The following is a 16,801-nucleotide window of genomic DNA, read 5'->3' as shown; positions in this document are numbered from 1 at the left end:
TTGCCCCATGATTTGGAGGAAATCATGCATAAGAGAATGCTTGCAGCGACGGCTTTGCTGTCAATATGCCTGTGCTCGGCGGCATCCGCCGAAACCGTCAGCATGTGGGTGCGTTCGGGCAGCGGCGGCGGCGCCTTCAAGGCGGTCATCGACGCCTATAACGCGGCCAACCCCGACAAGGTCGAGCTCACGGAAATCCCTTCTGACCAGATGGTCCAGAAATATGCGACGGCGGTTGCCGGCGGCCAGGCGCCAGACGCGATCTCGCTGGACCTGATCTACACCCCGTCCTTTGCGTCCGCCGGTCAGCTCGAGGACATGACGGACTTCGCCAAGTCGCTCAGCTACTTCAACGCGCTGGCACCAGCCCACGTCAAGCAGGGCACCTATGAAGGCAAGGTCTACGGCCTGCCGCTGCTCATCGAGACCTCAGTCTTCGCCTGGAACAAGGGCCTTTACAAGAAGGCCGGCCTCGATCCAGAGAAGGCGCCGACGTCATGGGAAGAGATCACCGCCAATGCGGAGAAGATCCGCAAGCTCGGCGGCGACGACTACGGCTTCTATTTTTCGGGTGGTGGCTGTGGCGGCTGCATGATCTTCACCTTCGCGCCCCTCGTTTGGGGTGCGGGCGCGGATATCCTCTCCGAGGATGGCAAGACCGCGGCGCTGGATACTCCCCAGATGCGAAAGGCCGTCGAAGACTATCGTGCGATCGTCAAGTCGGGTGCCGTGCCTGCCAGTGCCGCGACCGATAACGGCGTGGACTTCCTGAAGTTCCTCGGCGGCAAGATCGGCCAGCAGAGCCTTGGTGCGTTTGCGATCGGCACGATGATCACGCAGCATCCGGAGCTCGACTTCGGCGTGACGATGATCCCCGGCGTCGACGGCAAGCCGTCCTCCTTTGCCGGCGGCGACAATATCGTCGTTACCAAGGGCACGCCGCATGTCAGCCAGATCCAGAAGTTCCTGGAGTTCGTCTATTCCGAGGAGGGACAGACGATCATGGCCAAGAATGGCAGCCTGCCGACGCGCACCGACATCGCCGAGCAGGTCCTGAAGGGACAGGATCCGCGCCTGCTGGTGGCCGCCGATGCGATCAAGGTTGCCAAGACGCCCTACACGCTGCAGTTCAACGATCTGATCAACAGCCCGAACAGCCCGTGGTCGCAGTTCATCAACGCCGCCATGTTCGGCGATGATGTCGATGGCGCCTTCGCCAACGGCCAGGCCGACATGCAGTCGATCATCGACAGCGCGCAATGATTTCAAGGGTCGGGATCGCCAGGCGGTCCCGACCCGACACATCGCAATCGCTCGCCATTTCACAAACTGAACGAGATCAACGATGACGACTGAAATCATCTCCGTCTCTCCGAAGCGCAGGCGGCGGCGGAGAGGGGGCTGGCGGGGCGTTGCCTATATCGCGCCCGCAATCGCCTTGGTGACCGTGTTCTTCGTGCTGCCGCTCCTCTTCACAGTGTGGATGAGCCTGCATCGCTGGCCGCTCATGGGATCACCGCGCTGGATCGGCATCGGCAACTACACGCGCATGTTCAACGACCCGCGTTTCTGGACATCGCTCGGCTTCACTGCGCAATACACGCTTGTTGTCACGATCGCGATCTTCGCGCTGGCGTTTCCGCTTGCCTTCTTCGTCGACAAGCCGCGCCGTTTCGTGTCGGGCTATCGCACCATCATCTTCCTGCCCGTCGTCATCGGCCTGGCCTCGGCGTCGCTTCTGTGGGTCTGGCTCGCCAATGTCGATAGCGGCCTGTTCTCGCCGGTCTTCGAGATGCTCGGCCTCACCCAGGGGCGACGCAACCTGCTCGCGACATTCGACAGCGCCTTCCTGACGATCATCGTCATGGTCGTGTGGAAGGTCGCAGGCTTCACGATGATCATTCTGTTGACCGGGCTGCAGGGCATTCCTTCGGAGCTGACGGAGGCCGCGCGCATCGATGGCGCCGGTGCCTGGCAGCGCTTTCGCCACCTGACGCTGCCCTTGATGCGCAGAACCATGGCGCTCGCACTCATCCTGTCGGTCACCGGTTCGATCCTCGCCTTCGACCAGTTCTACATCATGACATCAGGTGGACCGCAAAACCGCATGATCTCGATCGTCTACTACATCTTCAACCAGTCCTTCGTGTCGTTCAATCTCGGCTATGGCGCGGCTCTTTCCATCGCGCTGCTCGTCATCCTGGTGGCGCTCAGCATCGTGCAGCTCTGGCTGCTCAAGGTTGGGGAGGATCGTCCATGACCGGTCGCACAGCCCTTCGCGCCCGCCGCAATGCGCGGCGCGCCACGAGCTATCACGTCGCCGGTGCCGCGATCGTCGTGTTCTTCCTGGCGCCCTTCGCGATCATGCTCATGTCATCGTTCCGCCCGCGCAGCGAAACCGCGCTGCCACCATGGCCGCTCACCGGCATCAGCGAATTCAGCGTCGATGCCTACAGGACACTCGACACGTTCGGTGCCGGCATCTGGCACCACATGTTCAACTCGCTGATCGTGTCCGTCGCGACGGTCGTACTCACGGTGGCGATCAGCCTGCTCGCCGGCTACGGCTTCTCGCGCTATCGGTTCCCGTTCAAGAACGTGCTGTTCATCCTGATCATCGCCACCTTGATGATCCCGTTCCAATCGATCCTGACGCCGCTTTTCATCATCCTCTCGCGGCTGGGGCTCAACAATTCGTTGCTCGGGCTGACGCTCGTCTATGTTACGCTGCAGCTACCCTTCTCCGTCTTCATGATGCGCAATGCCTTCGACGCGGTGCCCAAGGAGATCGAGGAGGCGGCCCGCATCGATGGCGCGCGCGATCTCGGCCTTCTCGCCCGCGTGCTGTTTCCGCTGGTGCTGCCGGGTGTCGTCACCGTCGCGATCTTCGCCTTCCTCAATGCCTGGAACGAGTTTTTCGCCGCACTCGTGCTTTTGTCCAGCAACGAGAAATTCACGCTGCCGGTGCTGATGACCGCCGTGCGCTCATCGCGAATGGGCGCCATCGATTGGGGCGCGGTGCAAGCCGGCGTCGTCGTCATGGTCATCCCCTGCCTGCTCGTCTTCCTGCTTCTGCAACGCTTCTACATGCGCGGCCTGATGGCCGGCGCCGTCAAGTAATTCAAAGGAGAATTTGAAACATGACTACCGAAAACAAGAGCCAGTTCCGCCCGGTCGCCGTTCCCGATGTCGAGCTCAACGGCTTCTGGGGCAAGTGGCAGGATGCGGTGTGCGATTCCACGGCGGCGATCCTGCTCGACCGTTGCGAGAAGGCGGGCATGATCCAGGCGATCGACGTGAACCAGCCGAGCCCCGGCATCGTTATCCCGATCGACGAGAAGTGGACCGGCTCGACCCAGATGTTCTGGGATTCCGATCTCGGCAAGTCGATCGAAACCATCGCCTACTCGCTCTACCGCAAGCCGAACGCCGAGCTTGAGGCGCGCGCCGATGCCATCATCGACATGTATGAGAAGCTGCAGCAGGAAGACGGCTATGTGAACGCCTGGTTCCAGCGCGTGCAGCCCGGCAAGCGATGGACCAACCTGCGCGACCACCACGAACTCTATTGCGCCGGCCATCTCATGGAAGCTGCCGTCGCCTATTACCAGGCAACCGGCAAGCGCAAGCTGCTCGACATCATGTGCCGCTATGCCGACCACATGATCACGGTCTTCGGCCATGGCGAAGGCCAGATCCCCGGCTATTGCGGCCACCAGGAAGTGGAGCTCGCGCTGGTGAAGATGGCGCGTGTCACGGGCGAGCAGAAGTATCTCGACCTCTCCAAGTTCTTCATCGACGAGCGCGGCAGAGAGCCGCATTTCTTCACCGCTGAAGCCATTCGCGGCGGCCGCGATCCGAAGGATTATGTCCACAAGACCTATGAATACAGCCAGGCGCATGAACCCGTGCGCGAGCAGGAGAAGGTCGTCGGCCATGCCGTGCGCGCCATGTACCAGTATTCCGGCATGGCCGACATCGCGACCGAGTATCATGACGATACGCTGACGAACGCGCTGGAGACGCTGTGGGACGACCTCACGGTCAAGCAGATGTACGTCACCGGCGGCATCGGCCCGGCTGCGATCAACGAGGGCTTCACCGATTACTACGACCTGCCCAACGACACCGCCTATGCCGAAACATGCGCCTCCGTCGGCCTTGTCTTCTGGGCAAGCCGCATGCTCGGCCGAGGCCCGAACCGCCGCTATGCCGACGTCATGGAACAGGCGCTCTATAACGGCGCGCTGACCGGCCTTGCGCTCGACGGCAAGACCTTCTTCTACGACAACCCGCTCGAAAGCACCGGCAAGCATCACCGCTGGGTCTGGCACCGTTGCCCCTGCTGCCCGCCGAACATCGCCCGCCTCGTCGCCTCCGTCGGCTCCTACATGTACGCGGTCGCCGACAACGAGATCGCCGTTCACCTCTATGGTGAAAGCAGCGTCAAGGCGAAGCTCAAGGGCGGCAACGTCAAGCTGACGCAGCACACGGATTATCCGTGGAATGGCGATATCCGCATCGACGTCGATGTCGATGTTGATGTCGGGGGCACGGCCGAATTCGGCCTCGCGTTGCGCATTCCCGAATGGGCCGAGGGCGCCTCGCTGAAGGTGAATGGCGAGACGGTCGATCTGGCCTCGTCGGTCATCGATGGCTATGCGCGCCTCAACCGCGCCTGGAAGAAGGGCGATGTCATCGCGCTCGATCTTCCGCTGGAGCTTCGCCCGCAATACGCCTCGCCGAAGGTCCGCCAGGACGTCGGTCGCGTCGCGCTTGCCCGCGGCCCGCTTATCTACTGCGTCGAGGAAACTGACAACGGCCACGATCTCAACGCCTTCGTCGTTCCGCAGAAGCTCGCCGGTCACCGGACGAAAACGATCGAAGGGCTGAACGGCGCGGTAGCGGTCGAGCTCGACGTTTCCAGGGAAGATGCAAGCGGCTGGAACGGTTCACTCTACCGCACCCGTCCGGCCGAGCAGGTGCCGGCAACCGTCACGCTCGTGCCCTATCATCTCTGGGACAACCGCGAGCCGGGCGCCATGCTGGTCTGGCTCCAGACCGGGAAGTAGGCCGATGGTCCCGATGGAAACAGCGAGCGTCTCGCTCAAGGACGTGCGAAAATCCTACGGCAGCCTGCCTGTCGTGCATGGCATCGATCTCGATATCAAGGAGGGAGACTTCGTCGTTTTCGTCGGCCCTTCCGGTTGCGGAAAATCGACCCTGCTCCGGATGATCGCGGGCCTGGAGGAGGTGACCGATGGCGAGATCAGCATCAAGGGGCGGGATGTCACCGATCTCGACCCTTCCGATCGCGGCATCGCCATGGTCTTCCAGTCCTACGCGCTTTATCCGCACATGTCGGTGCGCGAAAACCTGGCATTCGGCTTGAAGATGGCGAAGACAGACGCGGCGGAAATCAAGCGCCGCGTCGACGAGGCGGCCGGCATCCTGAAGATCGACCATCTTCTCGATCGCCGTCCGGGTCAGCTCTCCGGCGGCCAGCGGCAGCGCGTGGCCATCGGCCGCGCCATCGTTCGCGAGCCCGATGTCTTCCTGTTCGACGAGCCGCTATCCAACCTCGACGCGGAGCTGCGCGTCTCGATGCGTATCGAGATCGCCAGGCTCCATCGCGAGCTCGGCAACACGATGATCTATGTGACACACGACCAGACCGAGGCGATGACGCTGGCCGACCAGATCGTCGTGCTCCGAAACGGACGCGTCGAGCAATCGGGATCGCCACGGGAGATTTACGAAAACCCGTCCAACATGTTCGTCGCGGGCTTCATCGGCTCGCCCCGGATGAACTTTTTGAAGGCGGTCGCTCAGGGCAATGGACGTTTCGACATCGCGCAGAAGAGCTTCGGGGATCAGGGACTGCCGGCGAGCCTTCAGCGCGGGATAGAGTTCATGATCGGCATTCGGCCGGAGCATATCGTGATCGGCGAGGCAGCCGAAGGGTCGATTGCCGCGCGCGTCGAGTTCTTCGAATATCTCGGCGGCACGCGCTATATCTACTGCGCACTTGAAGACGGGCAGAACCTCGTCGTCGAGCAGAGGGCCGGGCCGGATATTGAGCCCGGCGCGGTGATTGCACTCGATCTGTCGTCCAGCCAGCGGCTGTTCTTCGATGCCGAGGGGGAGCGGTTGCGCGCTTAGAGGGCTCGGGCGAGCGGGAACAGCTTCCCTCGGAAAAGAAGCACGAACGTTCCCGCCGCCAAAAGGGCGATTGCCGCGGTCACCAGCCAGAGCAACGGCATGGCGAGCGTCGACAGGATACCCTGTTCGCCGCGGGCGACCATGCGGATCAGATCGGTGGCGAGCGCGGTCAGGCCGAAGGAAAAGGCCCAATAGGACGCCGCGAATGGCTGCTTCATGACCCATGGAAGAAGGCGAAGCGCCAAAAGCAGCTGCAGCATGGCGTAGCCCACCATGGCATGCGCCAGCAGATCCGGCGCTCCGTTCGTCACGCTCAGATAGGCGGCGGCGCCGACTGCCGGCGGTGCGAGCTGGATGCCGATCGTCGGACGCAGGGGCTCGGCCAGGTCCGCAGCATTGAGCAGCCGGTTCAAGATGACGGATTCCATCGCCAGCCACGAGAAGAAGCCCGCGCCGAAGGCCAGCTGCGCCAGATCGGAATAACCGAGTGCCGCGCCGACGATTGCGGCGACATAGCATCCGGCGACCGTCGGTAGATAGAGGACCGGCGTCGTCGTGGTCGGATCGCGCCCGCCCTGCCACAGGGCACCCGTCCGCCATATCGCGAAGGCGAGCGTCCAGAGCAAGCCTATCCAATAGAATGCCGGCGCCAGCGCGCCGGAAAACGGCGCGACCATCGCTGCGCAAAGCATGGTGGCGACACCGATGAGGCCGATGAAGCAGCACTGGACGGGATGATCGATCTCCTTGCGCGCTTCTTCGGCGAAGAGGATCCACTTCAATCCATAGAGACAAACGAGAACGAACCAGACGGCAAGCGCGAGAAGCGCAATGCCATCCCCGATAGTGGTGGGAAGCGCGAAGTGACCGGCGGCTGCCCGCCAGGCGTTGGCAAGGCCAGCGATGCCAAGCACGATGCCGAAGGCCGACGCGGGAACGACAGGAAGCCGTTTTCCACCAGCTACAGACGACTCGTCAGGTTGCGATTGCGTTGCGGTCATGGGGGCTCCGACGCTGGAAACGAATGACTGTGAATGCGATCTTGCGTAAGACGATGCCCCGGCCGCTGTTTCGGCTTTGGCAAACGCATAAAGAGCCTGTTGCATCGGCATTGCAACAAACGACGCGGCGAATTCGTCAGAATTCGGCGCGTTTCCTATCTCTTCATGCGCGACCGCCCGCGACGGCGTCCCTGCGCGCAAGCCTGCTAGTCGAGCATGACCATATGGGACGGCAGTTGCTCCTCGAAAAATTTCGAGAATGTGGCGATACGGGGCGGCAGCGCCTGATAGGGCGGGTAGTAGAGTGTCAGCCAAAGCTCCGGAGGCGCCCAGCCGCGCAACACGTGAACCAGCCGGCCGGTGCGGATGTGCTCGGCGATGTGAAAGCCTGGAAGCATGGCGACGCCGACGCCATCGGCGGCCATGTCGGCGAGCACTTCGCCATTGTTGGCGCTGAACGCGCGTCCGGCCGAGATCGAGATGCTCGACCCGCCGTCCGAAAGGGCCCAGGTCTCGCGCCGGCTCTCGCCGCTATAGGCGAGGCAATCGTCGGGCGTCAGTTCATTCGGATGCTGCATCTCCGTGAAGCGGCTGCCGGGCGCCGCCACCAAAATCCTCGGCACGGCCCGGATCTTGCGCCAGATGGTGAATTTATCCGAAGGCGCGGACGAAATGCGGATCGCGAGGTCGTAGTCGTCGTCGATGATGTTGACCAAGCCGTCCGACAGCGAAACCTCGAAGCTCATCTTCGGATAGAGCTCGCGGAAGCCCGAGAGAATTGGCGTGAGGATCGTCTTGCCAAGCCAGGTCGGCGCGCTGATCCGCAGCCGCCCCTGGTCGGATTTATGCGCGTTCTTGACGTCCTTGCGCGCGTTCTCGAGCGCTTCGATCGCCGGCTGGATCTGCGCCGCGAAGACTGCGCCGTCAGTGGTCAGCGATACCTGGCGGGTGGTGCGTACGAAAAGCTGGACGCCGAGATCGTCCTCAAGTGCCGCGATCGCGCGGGTGACGGCGGCGGGTGTCATGTCGAGCTCGCGGGCGACCTGGGCGAAGTTGCGCTTTTCGGCGGCGAGCAGGAAGGTTTTCAGGGCTTTATAGTCGTTCATCTTAATTATTTCAAAAATCGCAATTCATTCGACAGGAATATTGCAATTCCGCAATGCAATCAACCCGGTTACATCTCTGGTCATCGAAACGGCAACGCCCACAGAGAAAGGCAACGGCCATGATCAAGGATATCAAGGGACTGCACCACGTCACTTCGATGGCGTCGGATGCCCGAGAAAACAACCGGTTCTTCACCAACGCACTCGGCCTGCGCCGCGTCAAGAAGACCGTCAACTTCGACGACCCGAGCGTCTACCACCTCTACTACGGTGATGAAAACGGCACGCCCGGTACGGTCATGACCTACTTTCCTTTCCCGCACATGATGACCGGCCGCCCCGGCGTCGGTGAAGTCAGCGAGACGCAGTTCTCCGTCCCGAAGGGATCGCTGGCTTTCTGGAAAGACCGCCTGACGGCCCAGGGTGTCGTCGGTCTGAAGACCGACACGGTCTTCGGCGCCAACCGCCTGCGCTTCGCCGGCCCTGATGGCGACGGACTGGCGCTGATCGAGACCGCCGAAGACGTCCGCGCCCCATGGCTTGCCGACGGCATCTCGGAAGACAATGCGATCCGCGGCTTTTCCGGTGCGCGCTTCGACCTGCACGACACCGCCGCCACATCGGAGTTGCTGCAGTTCATGGGCTACGAGCGAGCCGAAGTCGAAGGCGATGTCACGCGGTTCATCATTCCCGGTGGTAATGGTGCCGATACCATAGACATCGCGTCGCTGCCGAAAACGCCGTTTGCCCGCCAGGGCGCCGGTTCTGTCCACCACATCGCCTTTGCCGTCGAGAACCGTGAAAAGCAGCTCGAAGTGCGCAAGGCGCTGATGGACACGGGCTACCAGGTGACGCCGGTTATCGACCGCGATTACTTCTGGGCGATCTACTTCAGAACGCCTGGTGGCATCCTGTTCGAAATCGCAACCAACGAGCCCGGTTTCGACCGTGACGAAGATACCGCTCACCTCGGCGAAGCCTTGAAGCTGCCGACCCGGTATGAAGCCTATCGCGGCCAGATCGAAGAGAACCTCGTTCCGCTCGCAGCATAACCCCGCACGGCAAACTGCCGCGCACCTCTAACACAAGCATTTCCGCCTTCGAACGGCTGCCTGAGGCAGGCAGCCGACCGCCGGAGGCATCCCAATCCTTAAGCGCCAGATCGGCAATCAAAATCTAAACGGAGAAATCAAATGTCCAAGCTCGAAGTCCTGACCCCTGCAAACAGCCAGCTCATCTTCATCGACCAGCAGCCGCAGATGGCTTTCGGTGTCCAGTCGATCGACCGCCAGACGCTGAAGAACAATGTCGTCGGTCTCGCCAAGGCTGCCAAGATCTTCAACATCCCGACCACGATCACCACGGTCGAGACGGAAAGCTTCTCCGGCAACACCTTCCCGGAACTGCTCGGCGTGTTCCCCGAGAACGACATTCTGGAGCGCACCTCCATGAACTCCTGGGACGACCAGAACGTTCGTGACGCCCTTGCCAAGAACGCCGCCGGCGGACGCAAGAAGATCGTCGTCTCCGGCCTCTGGACGGAAGTGTGCAATACCACCTTCGCGCTCTCCGCCCTCCATGATGTTCCAGACTACGAAATCTACATGGTCGCCGATGCATCCGGCGGCACCTCGGTCGACGCCCACAAATATGCGATGGACCGCATGGTACAGGCCGGCGTCATCCCCGTTACCTGGCAGCAGGTCATGCTCGAATGGCAGCGCGACTGGGCTCGCAAGGAAACCTACAACGCCGTCACCTCGCTGGTGAAGGAACATTCCGGCGCCTACGGCATGGGCATCGACTATGCGGTAACGCATGTCCACGGCGGTGACGAGCGCGTCAGCCACGGCAAGCGCATCGGCCCTAACCCAGCCAAGTAATCACCCATCACCGCCGCTTCCGCAGGATCGAATGTCCAGATGCGGAAGCGGCTTTCATTCACAGTCGAGGATGCCCCCATGAAACTCTACCTTCTTTCCATCGGTGCCGGTCTTCTGGTCGGTATCGTCTACAGCCTGCTCAATGTCCGCTCTCCCGCGCCACCGATCGTGGCCCTTGTCGGCCTGCTCGGCATTCTGGTTGGCGAACAGCTCATTCCCTTCGCCAAGACGCTGATCGCCAGGGAGCCGGCGGCGGTCTCCTGGATCAACCAGATCAAGCCGCACATGTTCGGCCATATGCCGAAGGGCGAGAGCCGCAATGACGTCGTCGTGTCTCGCCAGGATCAGCACAAGTCTGATAGCTGACACCGCAAGAGGAGATTCGCTTGCGGCGGGGCCCAGCCCGGCCAATCCCGGCGCAAAGCGTTGAAATCAATCTTAATAATGAAGCCAGGAGCATTTCCCATGTTCGCCGACCTCATCCTCCACCACGGTTTGATCACCACGCTCGATCGCACCAATCCAACCGCCAGCGCCGTCGCCATCAAGGACGGTGCCTTTCTTGAAGTCGGCACCGATGCCGAGATCATGGCGCTCGCCGGCCCGGACACCAAGATCGTCGACCTCAAGGGCAAGCGCGTCCTGCCCGGCCTGATCGACAATCACACCCACGTCGTGCGCGGCGGCCTGAACTACAACATGGAACTGCGCTGGGACGGCGTTCGTTCGCTGGCGGATGCGATGGACATGCTGAAGCGCCAGGTGGCGATCACGCCGGCCCCGCAATGGGTTCGCGTCGTCGGCGGCTTCACCGAACACCAGTTCGCCGAAAAGCGCCTGCCGACGATCGAGGAGATCAATGCGGTCGCGCCGGACACGCCGGTCTTCCTGCTCCATCTCTATGACCGCGCGCTGCTCAACGGCGCTGCTCTGAGAGCCGTCGGCTACACTCGCGACACGCCCAACCCGCCCGGCGGCGAGATCACCCGCGACGCCAACGGCAACCCGACCGGCATGCTGCTTGCCAAGCCGAACGCCGGCATCCTTTACTCGACACTGGCGAAAGGCCCGAAACTGCCGTTCGATTACCAGGTCAATTCCACTCGCCACTTCATGCGCGAGCTCAATCGTCTCGGAGTGACCGGCGTGATCGATGCCGGCGGCGGCAACCAGAACTATCCCGATGACTACGAGGTTATCCAGAAGCTCTCTGACGAGAACCAGCTGACCGTCCGCCTCGCCTATAACCTCTTCACGCAGAAGCCGAAGGCCGAGAAAGAGGATTTCCTCAACTGGACGTCCTCGGTCAAATACAAGCAGGGCAACGACTACTTCCGTCACAACGGCGCCGGCGAGATGCTGGTCTTCTCCGCCGCCGACTTCGAGGACTTCCGCCAGCCGCGCCCGGAGATGGCGCCGGAGATGGAAGGTGAGCTCGAGGAAGTCGTGCGGGTTCTGGCCGAAAACCGCTGGCCGTGGCGCATGCACGCCACCTATGACGAGACCATCTCGCGTTCGCTTGATGTCTTCGAGAAGGTCAACAAGGATATTCCGCTGGAAGGCCTCAACTGGTTCTTCGACCATGCCGAAACCATCTCCGAGCGCTCGATCGACCGCATCGCGGCACTCGGCGGCGGCATCGCCACCCAGCACCGCATGGCCTACCAGGGCGAATATTTCGTCGAGCGCTATGGCCACGGCGTCGCCGAAGCCACGCCGCCGATCAAGCGCATGATCGACAAGGGCGTCAACGTCTCGGCCGGCACCGACGCCACCCGCGTCGCCTCCTATAATCCATGGGTATCGCTCTCCTGGATGGTGACGGGCAAGACGGTCGGCGGCATGCAGCTCTATCCACGTGCCAATTGCCTCGACCGCGAGACGGCGCTGCGCATGTGGACGGAGAAAGTCACCTGGTTCTCCAACGAAGAGGGAAAGAAGGGCCGCATCGAGAAGGGCCAGTTCGCCGATCTCGTGGTCCCCAGCAAGGACTTCTTCGCCTGCGCCGAGGACGAAATCTCCTTCCTCACCTCCGATCTGACGATGGTCGGAGGCAAGATCGTCTACGGCTCGGGTGACTTCGCCAAATACGACGAAAGCAACATCCCGCCTGCCATGCCGGACTGGTCTCCGGTGCGCAAGTTCGGCGGCTACGCCGCCTGGGGCGAGGCCGACGGCGCCGGCGCCCGCTCGCTGCGCCGCACGGCCATCTCCACCTGCGGCTGCGCCAGCGATTGCGGCGTCCACGGCCATGACCACGCGGGTGCATGGACCTCGAAGCTGCCGATTGCCGATCTCAAGGGCTTCTTCGGCGCGCTCGGTTGCTCCTGCTGGGCCGTTTGAGGCTGCCGCGATAATCGAACGACGTATCGGCCTGGGCAGCGGGAGACCACTGCCCAGGCTTCTTTTGCAGGGGTAGAAGGTTCTCCCGAATAATTGCAGATAGCGCAATTAAATCGAAACTATTGATGCAATTGTTGGCGGCAATGGTTCCCGCCAATATGGCTCCATCAGACGAACACAGCGCCGCTCGAACCGACCGGCCAAGATCGCAGGAGCAACGATGACCAGCCACTCACCTTCAACACCGCGCAGGCTTCTGGCCGATGTCGTTTCGGCGCCTGCCGTTCGAACGGCCGCTCTGCTCGCGCTTTGCGCCGCCTATATCCAGGGCCCGCTCACCAAGATTTTCGATTTCGGCGGCGCGATCGCCGAGATGGAGCATTTCGGCCTTTCCCCGGCGCCCGTCTTCGCCGTCGTCGTCATCGCATTCGAGCTCACCGCATCGGCTATGGTGGTGTCAGGCAAGCTGCGCTGGATAGGCGCCCTCGCGCTCGCCGGCTTCACCGTTCTCGCGACCTTCATCGCGCTTCGTTTCTGGGAACTGCCCGGCGGCATGGAGCGGATGATGGCGACCAACGCCTTCTTCGAACATCTCGGCCTCGCGGGCGCCTTCATCCTCGTCACCATTTTCGACATCACCAAGGGAGCTGAAAAATGAGCACCGCAAAATCCTCCGGGGGCAGCTTCGCTCCACTCGCCCAACCCGTCTTTGCCGTCCTCTGGGCAGCCACCGTTCTCGGCAACACCGGCAGCTTCATGCGCGATGTCGCCAGCTCCTGGCTGATGACCGATCTTTCGGCCTCGCCGGCTGCGGTCGCCACGGTTCAAGCGGCGGGGACGCTGCCGATCTTCCTTCTCGCCATTCCGGCGGGCGTACTGACCGATATTCTCGATCGCCGCAAATTCCTGATTGCCGTGCAGCTGCTGCTCGCCTCCGTCAGCATCAGCCTCATGGTTCTTGCCCAGACCGGCATGCTCTCGGTCAGCGCTTTGATCGGTCTTACCTTCCTCGGCGGCATCGGCGCGGCACTCATGGGGCCAACCTGGCAGGCGATCGTGCCTGAGCTCGTCAAGCGCGAGGACGTCAAGAGCGCGGTGGCGCTGAATTCGCTCGGCATCAACATCGCCCGTTCGATCGGCCCGGCGGCAGGCGGTCTTCTGCTCGCCGCGTTCGGCGCGGGTCTCACCTATGGTGCAGACGTTGCGAGCTATATCATCGTCATCGCAGCACTTGTCTGGTGGCCGCGCGCCAAGAACGCCAATGATGCCCTGCAGGAGAATTTCCTCGGCGCCTTCCGGGCCGGCCTTCGCTACACCCGTGCCAGCCGCCCGCTGCATGTCGTCCTGCTGCGCGCCGCGATCTTCTTCGCCTTCGCCAGTGCTGTCTGGGCCCTGCTGCCGCTCGTCGCCCGCCAGCTTCTCGACGGTGATGCAAGCTTCTACGGCATCCTGCTCGGCGCGGTCGGCGCTGGTGCGATCGCCGGAGCGCTCGTCATGCCGAAGCTGCGTGAACGCCTCAGCGCCGATGGCCTCCTGCTCGGTGCCGCCATCATCACCGCTGTCGTGATGGGTATCCTGTCGCTTGCTCCGCCGAAGGCCGTTGCCATCCTCGCTCTGCTCTTCCTCGGTGGCGCATGGATCACCGCTCTGACGACGCTGAATGGCGCGGCTCAGGCTGTCCTTCCGAACTGGGTGCGTGGTCGTGGTCTTGCCGTCTACCTCACCGTCTTCAATGGCGCGATGACGGCCGGCAGCCTCGGCTGGGGTGCCGTTGGCGAAGCTGTCGGCGTCCCTGGCGCTCTCTTGATCGGAGCTGCCGGTCTGCTCGTCGCAGGTCTCATCATGCACCGTGTGAAGCTGCCTGCCGGCGATGCCGATCTGGTCCCGTCCAGCCACTGGCCGGAGCCGCTTGTCGCCGAGCCTGTCGCCCATGACCGTGGACCGGTCCTGATCCTGATCGAATACAACGTCGAGAAGCACAACCGTTCGGCTTTCCTTCGTGCCCTCAACGACATGTCGCAGGAACGCCGCCGCGATGGTGCCTATGGCTGGGGTGTCACGGAAGACTCCGCTGACCCTGAGAAGATCGTCGAGTGGTTCATGGTGGAAAGCTGGGCAGAGCATCTTCGGCAGCACAAACGGGTGTCGAACGCCGACGCCGACCTGCAGGGCAGGGTTCTTGCCTACCATTCGGGGCCGGAAAAGCCCGTCGTCCGGCACTTCCTGACGATCAACCGCCCAGGCAAGGCCTGAAAATCGGGACATAGAAGGGGGCTGCGAGGTCCCCTTCATTTGTCATAACAGCTGGGGTGGTCTTCCTCACTTCTTTCGTCAGCGCAGCCGGGTCAGATCGACCGGGCGATTGTTGATGATCGCCTCCATCGAGAAAAAGCCCGTCACCGTGGCGAGATCGAAATTCGTGATGAGTTTCTGGTAGAAGGCGTCGTAGCCGGACATGCCTTTGGTCACGACCTTGATGAGATAGTCCCAGTCGCCGCCGATGCGATAGAAATCGATCACTTCTGGCAATCGCTCGACATGTGCTCGAAAACCCTCGCTCCACTCCTTCGAATGATGGCGCGTGCGGATCATGACGAAGACGGTCAGGTCGAAACCAAGGGCCTTAAGGTCGATGTCGCTGTGCGATCCCCGGATCAGGCCGAGGGAATGCAGCCTTTGCAGTCGGCGCCAGCAGGCGTTCTGCGAGAGGCCGATCTTCTCGGCCAGATCGCGCTGCGACAAGGTCGCATCATTCTGCATGGCGCTGAGGATCTTCATGTCAAACGCATCGATTTTCGCGGTAGAATCGTTCATTTGACACGGTCCGGCAATCAGTGTTGGTATGGTTTCCGCGAAATAGTGTGAGGCGACGCGATTGGTGTCAATGCTCACGCCGCGCTCGATCGAGATGGGCACACGCATCTTGCCACTTACCCACATGATGATGTGGGTATAGGCGATCCTATCGCCCCGCCTTGCGGTTGACGGCAGGTGTATCGATGATGAAAATCAAAATGCCTGTCAAACAAGCGTCATGAAAATTAATTTCACAGTTCCAACTTTTTCCGTGTTTCGTGTTGACGAGATCGAATTTTTGTCTCAACTTGACGAAAATAAATTACGTAAATGGGAACGAGAGCAGCATGAAAGTGGGAATTATCGGGCTAGGTTTCCGGCTCGGCTATCTGGGCTACGTCTTCAAGTCGATTGATGAAAGCTTCGAGATCGTCGGCTATGTCGATCCCGAGCCCGCAGGTCTGCCGGGTCTCGTCGAAAAGGGCGTTTCCGTTGGCAAATCCTATGCCACGCCGCAGGAGTTGATCGCCAACGAGAAGCTCGATCTGCTGATGATCGGCTCGCCCAATCTCTTCCATCTCGAGCATATCCGTATCGGTCTTGAAGCCGGTTTGAAGGTCTTCTGCGAAAAGCCGATCGTCACCACGATCGCCGAAAGCATCGAGCTGGCGCGCCTGATGGCCAAGTTCGGTCATGAGCGGCTGATGGTCGGCCTCGTGCTGCGCTATTCGCCGCTTTATCGCGACCTGCAGGCGGTTCAGGCTGCCGGTAATCTCGGCCAGATCGTCTCGATCGAGGCGTCCGAGCATATCGAGCCCTATCACGGCGCATTCTTCATGCGCGACTGGCGCCGCTATGAGCGCTATTCCGGCAGCTTCATGCTGGAGAAATGCTGCCACGATCTCGACCTCTATAATGGCATCGTCGGCGCGCGGCCCGAGCGCGTCGCAAGTTTCGGCGGCCGCAAGAGCTTTACGCCGGCAAACGATCCCGCTCGCGAAGGTATCAATGATCTCGAGTTGTTCCATCGCAAGCCGAGCGGCTGGAAGGGTTCCGACAAGGTGTTCGACAGCGATGCCGACATCATCGACTATCAGGTTGCGATCGTCGAATACGCCAATGGCGTGGGCATGAACTTCCACACCAACCTCAACGTTCCCGACCAGTTCCGTCGCTTTGCGATCATGGGCTCGCGCGGGATGGCCGAGGGCGATTTCGTGCGCGGCTATCTCGATGTGCATGAGCAGCTGACCGGCAAGAAGGTCGTCGAGAACAAGTATGCGGCTACCGAACTCTCGCAGCACTATGGTGCCGACGAGCAGATGGCGGTCGATATCCTCGACAGCGTTCGCACCGGCACGGTGCTGCCCGTCTCGACCCTGAATGCCCTTGAAGCCGGTATTCTGGCGCTCTCCATGGACGAGGCCCGCATCAAGAAGACGGTTGTCGACCTGCGTCCCGTATGGGACAAGTTCGACGAGGCGCTCCACGCCAGAGCGGCTTGAGGAGG

Annotated in this window: 15 protein-coding genes; 12 read left to right on the top strand and 3 right to left on the bottom strand. The window is 61.7% G+C overall.

Annotated elements, in window-relative coordinates; all coding sequences use genetic code 11:
* Positions 1-24 precede the first annotated feature (24 nt).
* The 5 genes from ACIQUB_RS12075 (at position 25) to ACIQUB_RS12055 (ending at position 6,162) form a co-directional block, all read left to right on the top strand.
* A complete protein-coding gene (locus ACIQUB_RS12075; protein WP_402929707.1) occupies positions 25-1,263 on the top strand; it encodes an ABC transporter substrate-binding protein in 1,239 nt (412 codons plus the stop codon).
* Positions 1,264-1,345: 82 nt separating this feature from the next.
* On the top strand, positions 1,346-2,260 hold the full coding sequence (locus ACIQUB_RS12070; RefSeq protein ID WP_018896632.1) for a carbohydrate ABC transporter permease: 915 nt from the start codon (positions 1,346-1,348) through the stop codon (positions 2,258-2,260).
* Positions 2,257-3,120, top strand: a complete 864-nt coding sequence (locus ACIQUB_RS12065; RefSeq protein ID WP_113238465.1) for a carbohydrate ABC transporter permease — start codon at positions 2,257-2,259, stop codon at positions 3,118-3,120. Before ACIQUB_RS12070 ends, ACIQUB_RS12065 begins: the two co-directional genes overlap by 4 nt.
* A 20-nt stretch (positions 3,121-3,140) precedes the next feature.
* Positions 3,141-5,072, top strand: a complete 1,932-nt coding sequence (locus ACIQUB_RS12060; RefSeq protein WP_402929704.1) for a glycoside hydrolase family 127 protein — start codon at positions 3,141-3,143, stop codon at positions 5,070-5,072.
* Between the two features lie 13 nt (positions 5,073-5,085).
* On the top strand, positions 5,086-6,162 hold the full coding sequence (locus tag ACIQUB_RS12055; protein WP_402930279.1) for an ABC transporter ATP-binding protein: 1,077 nt from the start codon (positions 5,086-5,088) through the stop codon (positions 6,160-6,162).
* Here the strand turns inward: ACIQUB_RS12055 and tehA are convergent.
* The gene (gene tehA / locus ACIQUB_RS12050; protein ID WP_402929703.1) at positions 6,159-7,163 is read right to left on the bottom strand and encodes a dicarboxylate transporter/tellurite-resistance protein TehA; all 1,005 of its coding nucleotides are present in this window, start codon (positions 7,161-7,163) and stop codon (positions 6,159-6,161) included. The two genes, ACIQUB_RS12055 and tehA, sit on opposite strands and share 4 nt — an antisense overlap.
* 206 nt (positions 7,164-7,369) lie before the next feature.
* Positions 7,370-8,269 carry a LysR family transcriptional regulator gene (locus ACIQUB_RS12045; protein ID WP_402929701.1) on the bottom strand — a complete coding sequence of 300 codons (900 nt, stop codon included), beginning with the start codon at positions 8,267-8,269 and terminating at the stop codon, positions 7,370-7,372.
* Between the two features lie 119 nt (positions 8,270-8,388).
* Between ACIQUB_RS12045 and ACIQUB_RS12040 the strand changes: the two genes are divergently transcribed.
* The 6 genes from ACIQUB_RS12040 to ACIQUB_RS12015 all read left to right on the top strand — a co-directional run bounded on the left by ACIQUB_RS12040 (position 8,389) and on the right by ACIQUB_RS12015 (position 14,748).
* On the top strand, positions 8,389-9,321 hold the full coding sequence (locus ACIQUB_RS12040) for a VOC family protein (RefSeq protein WP_402929700.1): 933 nt from the start codon (positions 8,389-8,391) through the stop codon (positions 9,319-9,321).
* Positions 9,322-9,462: 141 nt separating this feature from the next.
* Entirely contained in the window at positions 9,463-10,152 is a 690-nt protein-coding gene (locus tag ACIQUB_RS12035; protein ID WP_402929698.1) for a hydrolase, read from the top strand.
* Between the two features lie 78 nt (positions 10,153-10,230).
* Positions 10,231-10,518 carry a XapX domain-containing protein gene (locus ACIQUB_RS12030; protein WP_112435380.1) on the top strand — a complete coding sequence of 96 codons (288 nt, stop codon included), beginning with the start codon at positions 10,231-10,233 and terminating at the stop codon, positions 10,516-10,518.
* 99 nt (positions 10,519-10,617) lie between these two features.
* The gene (locus ACIQUB_RS12025; RefSeq protein ID WP_402929695.1) at positions 10,618-12,495 is read left to right on the top strand and encodes an amidohydrolase; all 1,878 of its coding nucleotides are present in this window, start codon (positions 10,618-10,620) and stop codon (positions 12,493-12,495) included.
* A gap of 220 nt (positions 12,496-12,715) precedes the next feature.
* Positions 12,716-13,153 (top strand): DoxX family protein, encoded by a 438-nt coding sequence (locus ACIQUB_RS12020; RefSeq protein ID WP_402929693.1) that lies wholly within the window; start codon positions 12,716-12,718, stop codon positions 13,151-13,153.
* On the top strand, positions 13,150-14,748 hold the full coding sequence (locus ACIQUB_RS12015; RefSeq protein ID WP_402929691.1) for an MFS transporter: 1,599 nt from the start codon (positions 13,150-13,152) through the stop codon (positions 14,746-14,748). The genes ACIQUB_RS12020 and ACIQUB_RS12015 overlap by 4 nt, the downstream gene beginning before the upstream one ends.
* A gap of 78 nt (positions 14,749-14,826) precedes the next feature.
* On the opposite strand, the gene ACIQUB_RS12010 is transcribed toward ACIQUB_RS12015, so the two are convergent.
* Entirely contained in the window at positions 14,827-15,309 is a 483-nt protein-coding gene (locus tag ACIQUB_RS12010; RefSeq protein ID WP_026282647.1) for an Lrp/AsnC family transcriptional regulator, read from the bottom strand.
* Between the two features lie 329 nt (positions 15,310-15,638).
* Between ACIQUB_RS12010 and ACIQUB_RS12005 the strand changes: the two genes are divergently transcribed.
* The gene (locus ACIQUB_RS12005) at positions 15,639-16,796 is read left to right on the top strand and encodes a Gfo/Idh/MocA family protein (protein ID WP_402929689.1); all 1,158 of its coding nucleotides are present in this window, start codon (positions 15,639-15,641) and stop codon (positions 16,794-16,796) included.
* Positions 16,797-16,801 lie beyond the last annotated feature (5 nt).

This window comes from Rhizobium sp. NPDC090275 (assembly GCF_044772225.1).
In the GTDB taxonomy this organism is placed as follows: domain Bacteria; phylum Pseudomonadota; class Alphaproteobacteria; order Rhizobiales; family Rhizobiaceae; genus Rhizobium.
This window is presented reverse-complemented; position numbering and strand designations above follow the sequence as displayed.

Excerpts from the sequence above, each read along its gene's own strand:
- ACIQUB_RS12075 (WP_402929707.1), top strand. The coding sequence starts at position 25 with ATGCATAAGAGAATGCTTGCAGCGACGGCTTTGCTGTCAATATGCCTG.
- ACIQUB_RS12070 (WP_018896632.1), top strand. The coding sequence starts at position 1,346 with ATGACGACTGAAATCATCTCCGTCTCTCCGAAGCGCAGGCGGCGGCGG.
- ACIQUB_RS12065 (WP_113238465.1), top strand. The coding sequence starts at position 2,257 with ATGACCGGTCGCACAGCCCTTCGCGCCCGCCGCAATGCGCGGCGCGCC.
- ACIQUB_RS12060 (WP_402929704.1), top strand. The coding sequence starts at position 3,141 with ATGACTACCGAAAACAAGAGCCAGTTCCGCCCGGTCGCCGTTCCCGAT.
- ACIQUB_RS12055 (WP_402930279.1), top strand. The coding sequence starts at position 5,086 with ATGGAAACAGCGAGCGTCTCGCTCAAGGACGTGCGAAAATCCTACGGC.
- tehA (WP_402929703.1), bottom strand. The coding sequence starts at position 7,163 with ATGACCGCAACGCAATCGCAACCTGACGAGTCGTCTGTAGCTGGTGGA.
- ACIQUB_RS12045 (WP_402929701.1), bottom strand. The coding sequence starts at position 8,269 with ATGAACGACTATAAAGCCCTGAAAACCTTCCTGCTCGCCGCCGAAAAG.
- ACIQUB_RS12040 (WP_402929700.1), top strand. The coding sequence starts at position 8,389 with ATGATCAAGGATATCAAGGGACTGCACCACGTCACTTCGATGGCGTCG.
- ACIQUB_RS12035 (WP_402929698.1), top strand. The coding sequence starts at position 9,463 with ATGTCCAAGCTCGAAGTCCTGACCCCTGCAAACAGCCAGCTCATCTTC.
- ACIQUB_RS12030 (WP_112435380.1), top strand. The coding sequence starts at position 10,231 with ATGAAACTCTACCTTCTTTCCATCGGTGCCGGTCTTCTGGTCGGTATC.
- ACIQUB_RS12025 (WP_402929695.1), top strand. The coding sequence starts at position 10,618 with ATGTTCGCCGACCTCATCCTCCACCACGGTTTGATCACCACGCTCGAT.
- ACIQUB_RS12020 (WP_402929693.1), top strand. The coding sequence starts at position 12,716 with ATGACCAGCCACTCACCTTCAACACCGCGCAGGCTTCTGGCCGATGTC.
- ACIQUB_RS12015 (WP_402929691.1), top strand. The coding sequence starts at position 13,150 with ATGAGCACCGCAAAATCCTCCGGGGGCAGCTTCGCTCCACTCGCCCAA.
- ACIQUB_RS12010 (WP_026282647.1), bottom strand. The coding sequence starts at position 15,309 with ATGAACGATTCTACCGCGAAAATCGATGCGTTTGACATGAAGATCCTC.
- ACIQUB_RS12005 (WP_402929689.1), top strand. The coding sequence starts at position 15,639 with ATGAAAGTGGGAATTATCGGGCTAGGTTTCCGGCTCGGCTATCTGGGC.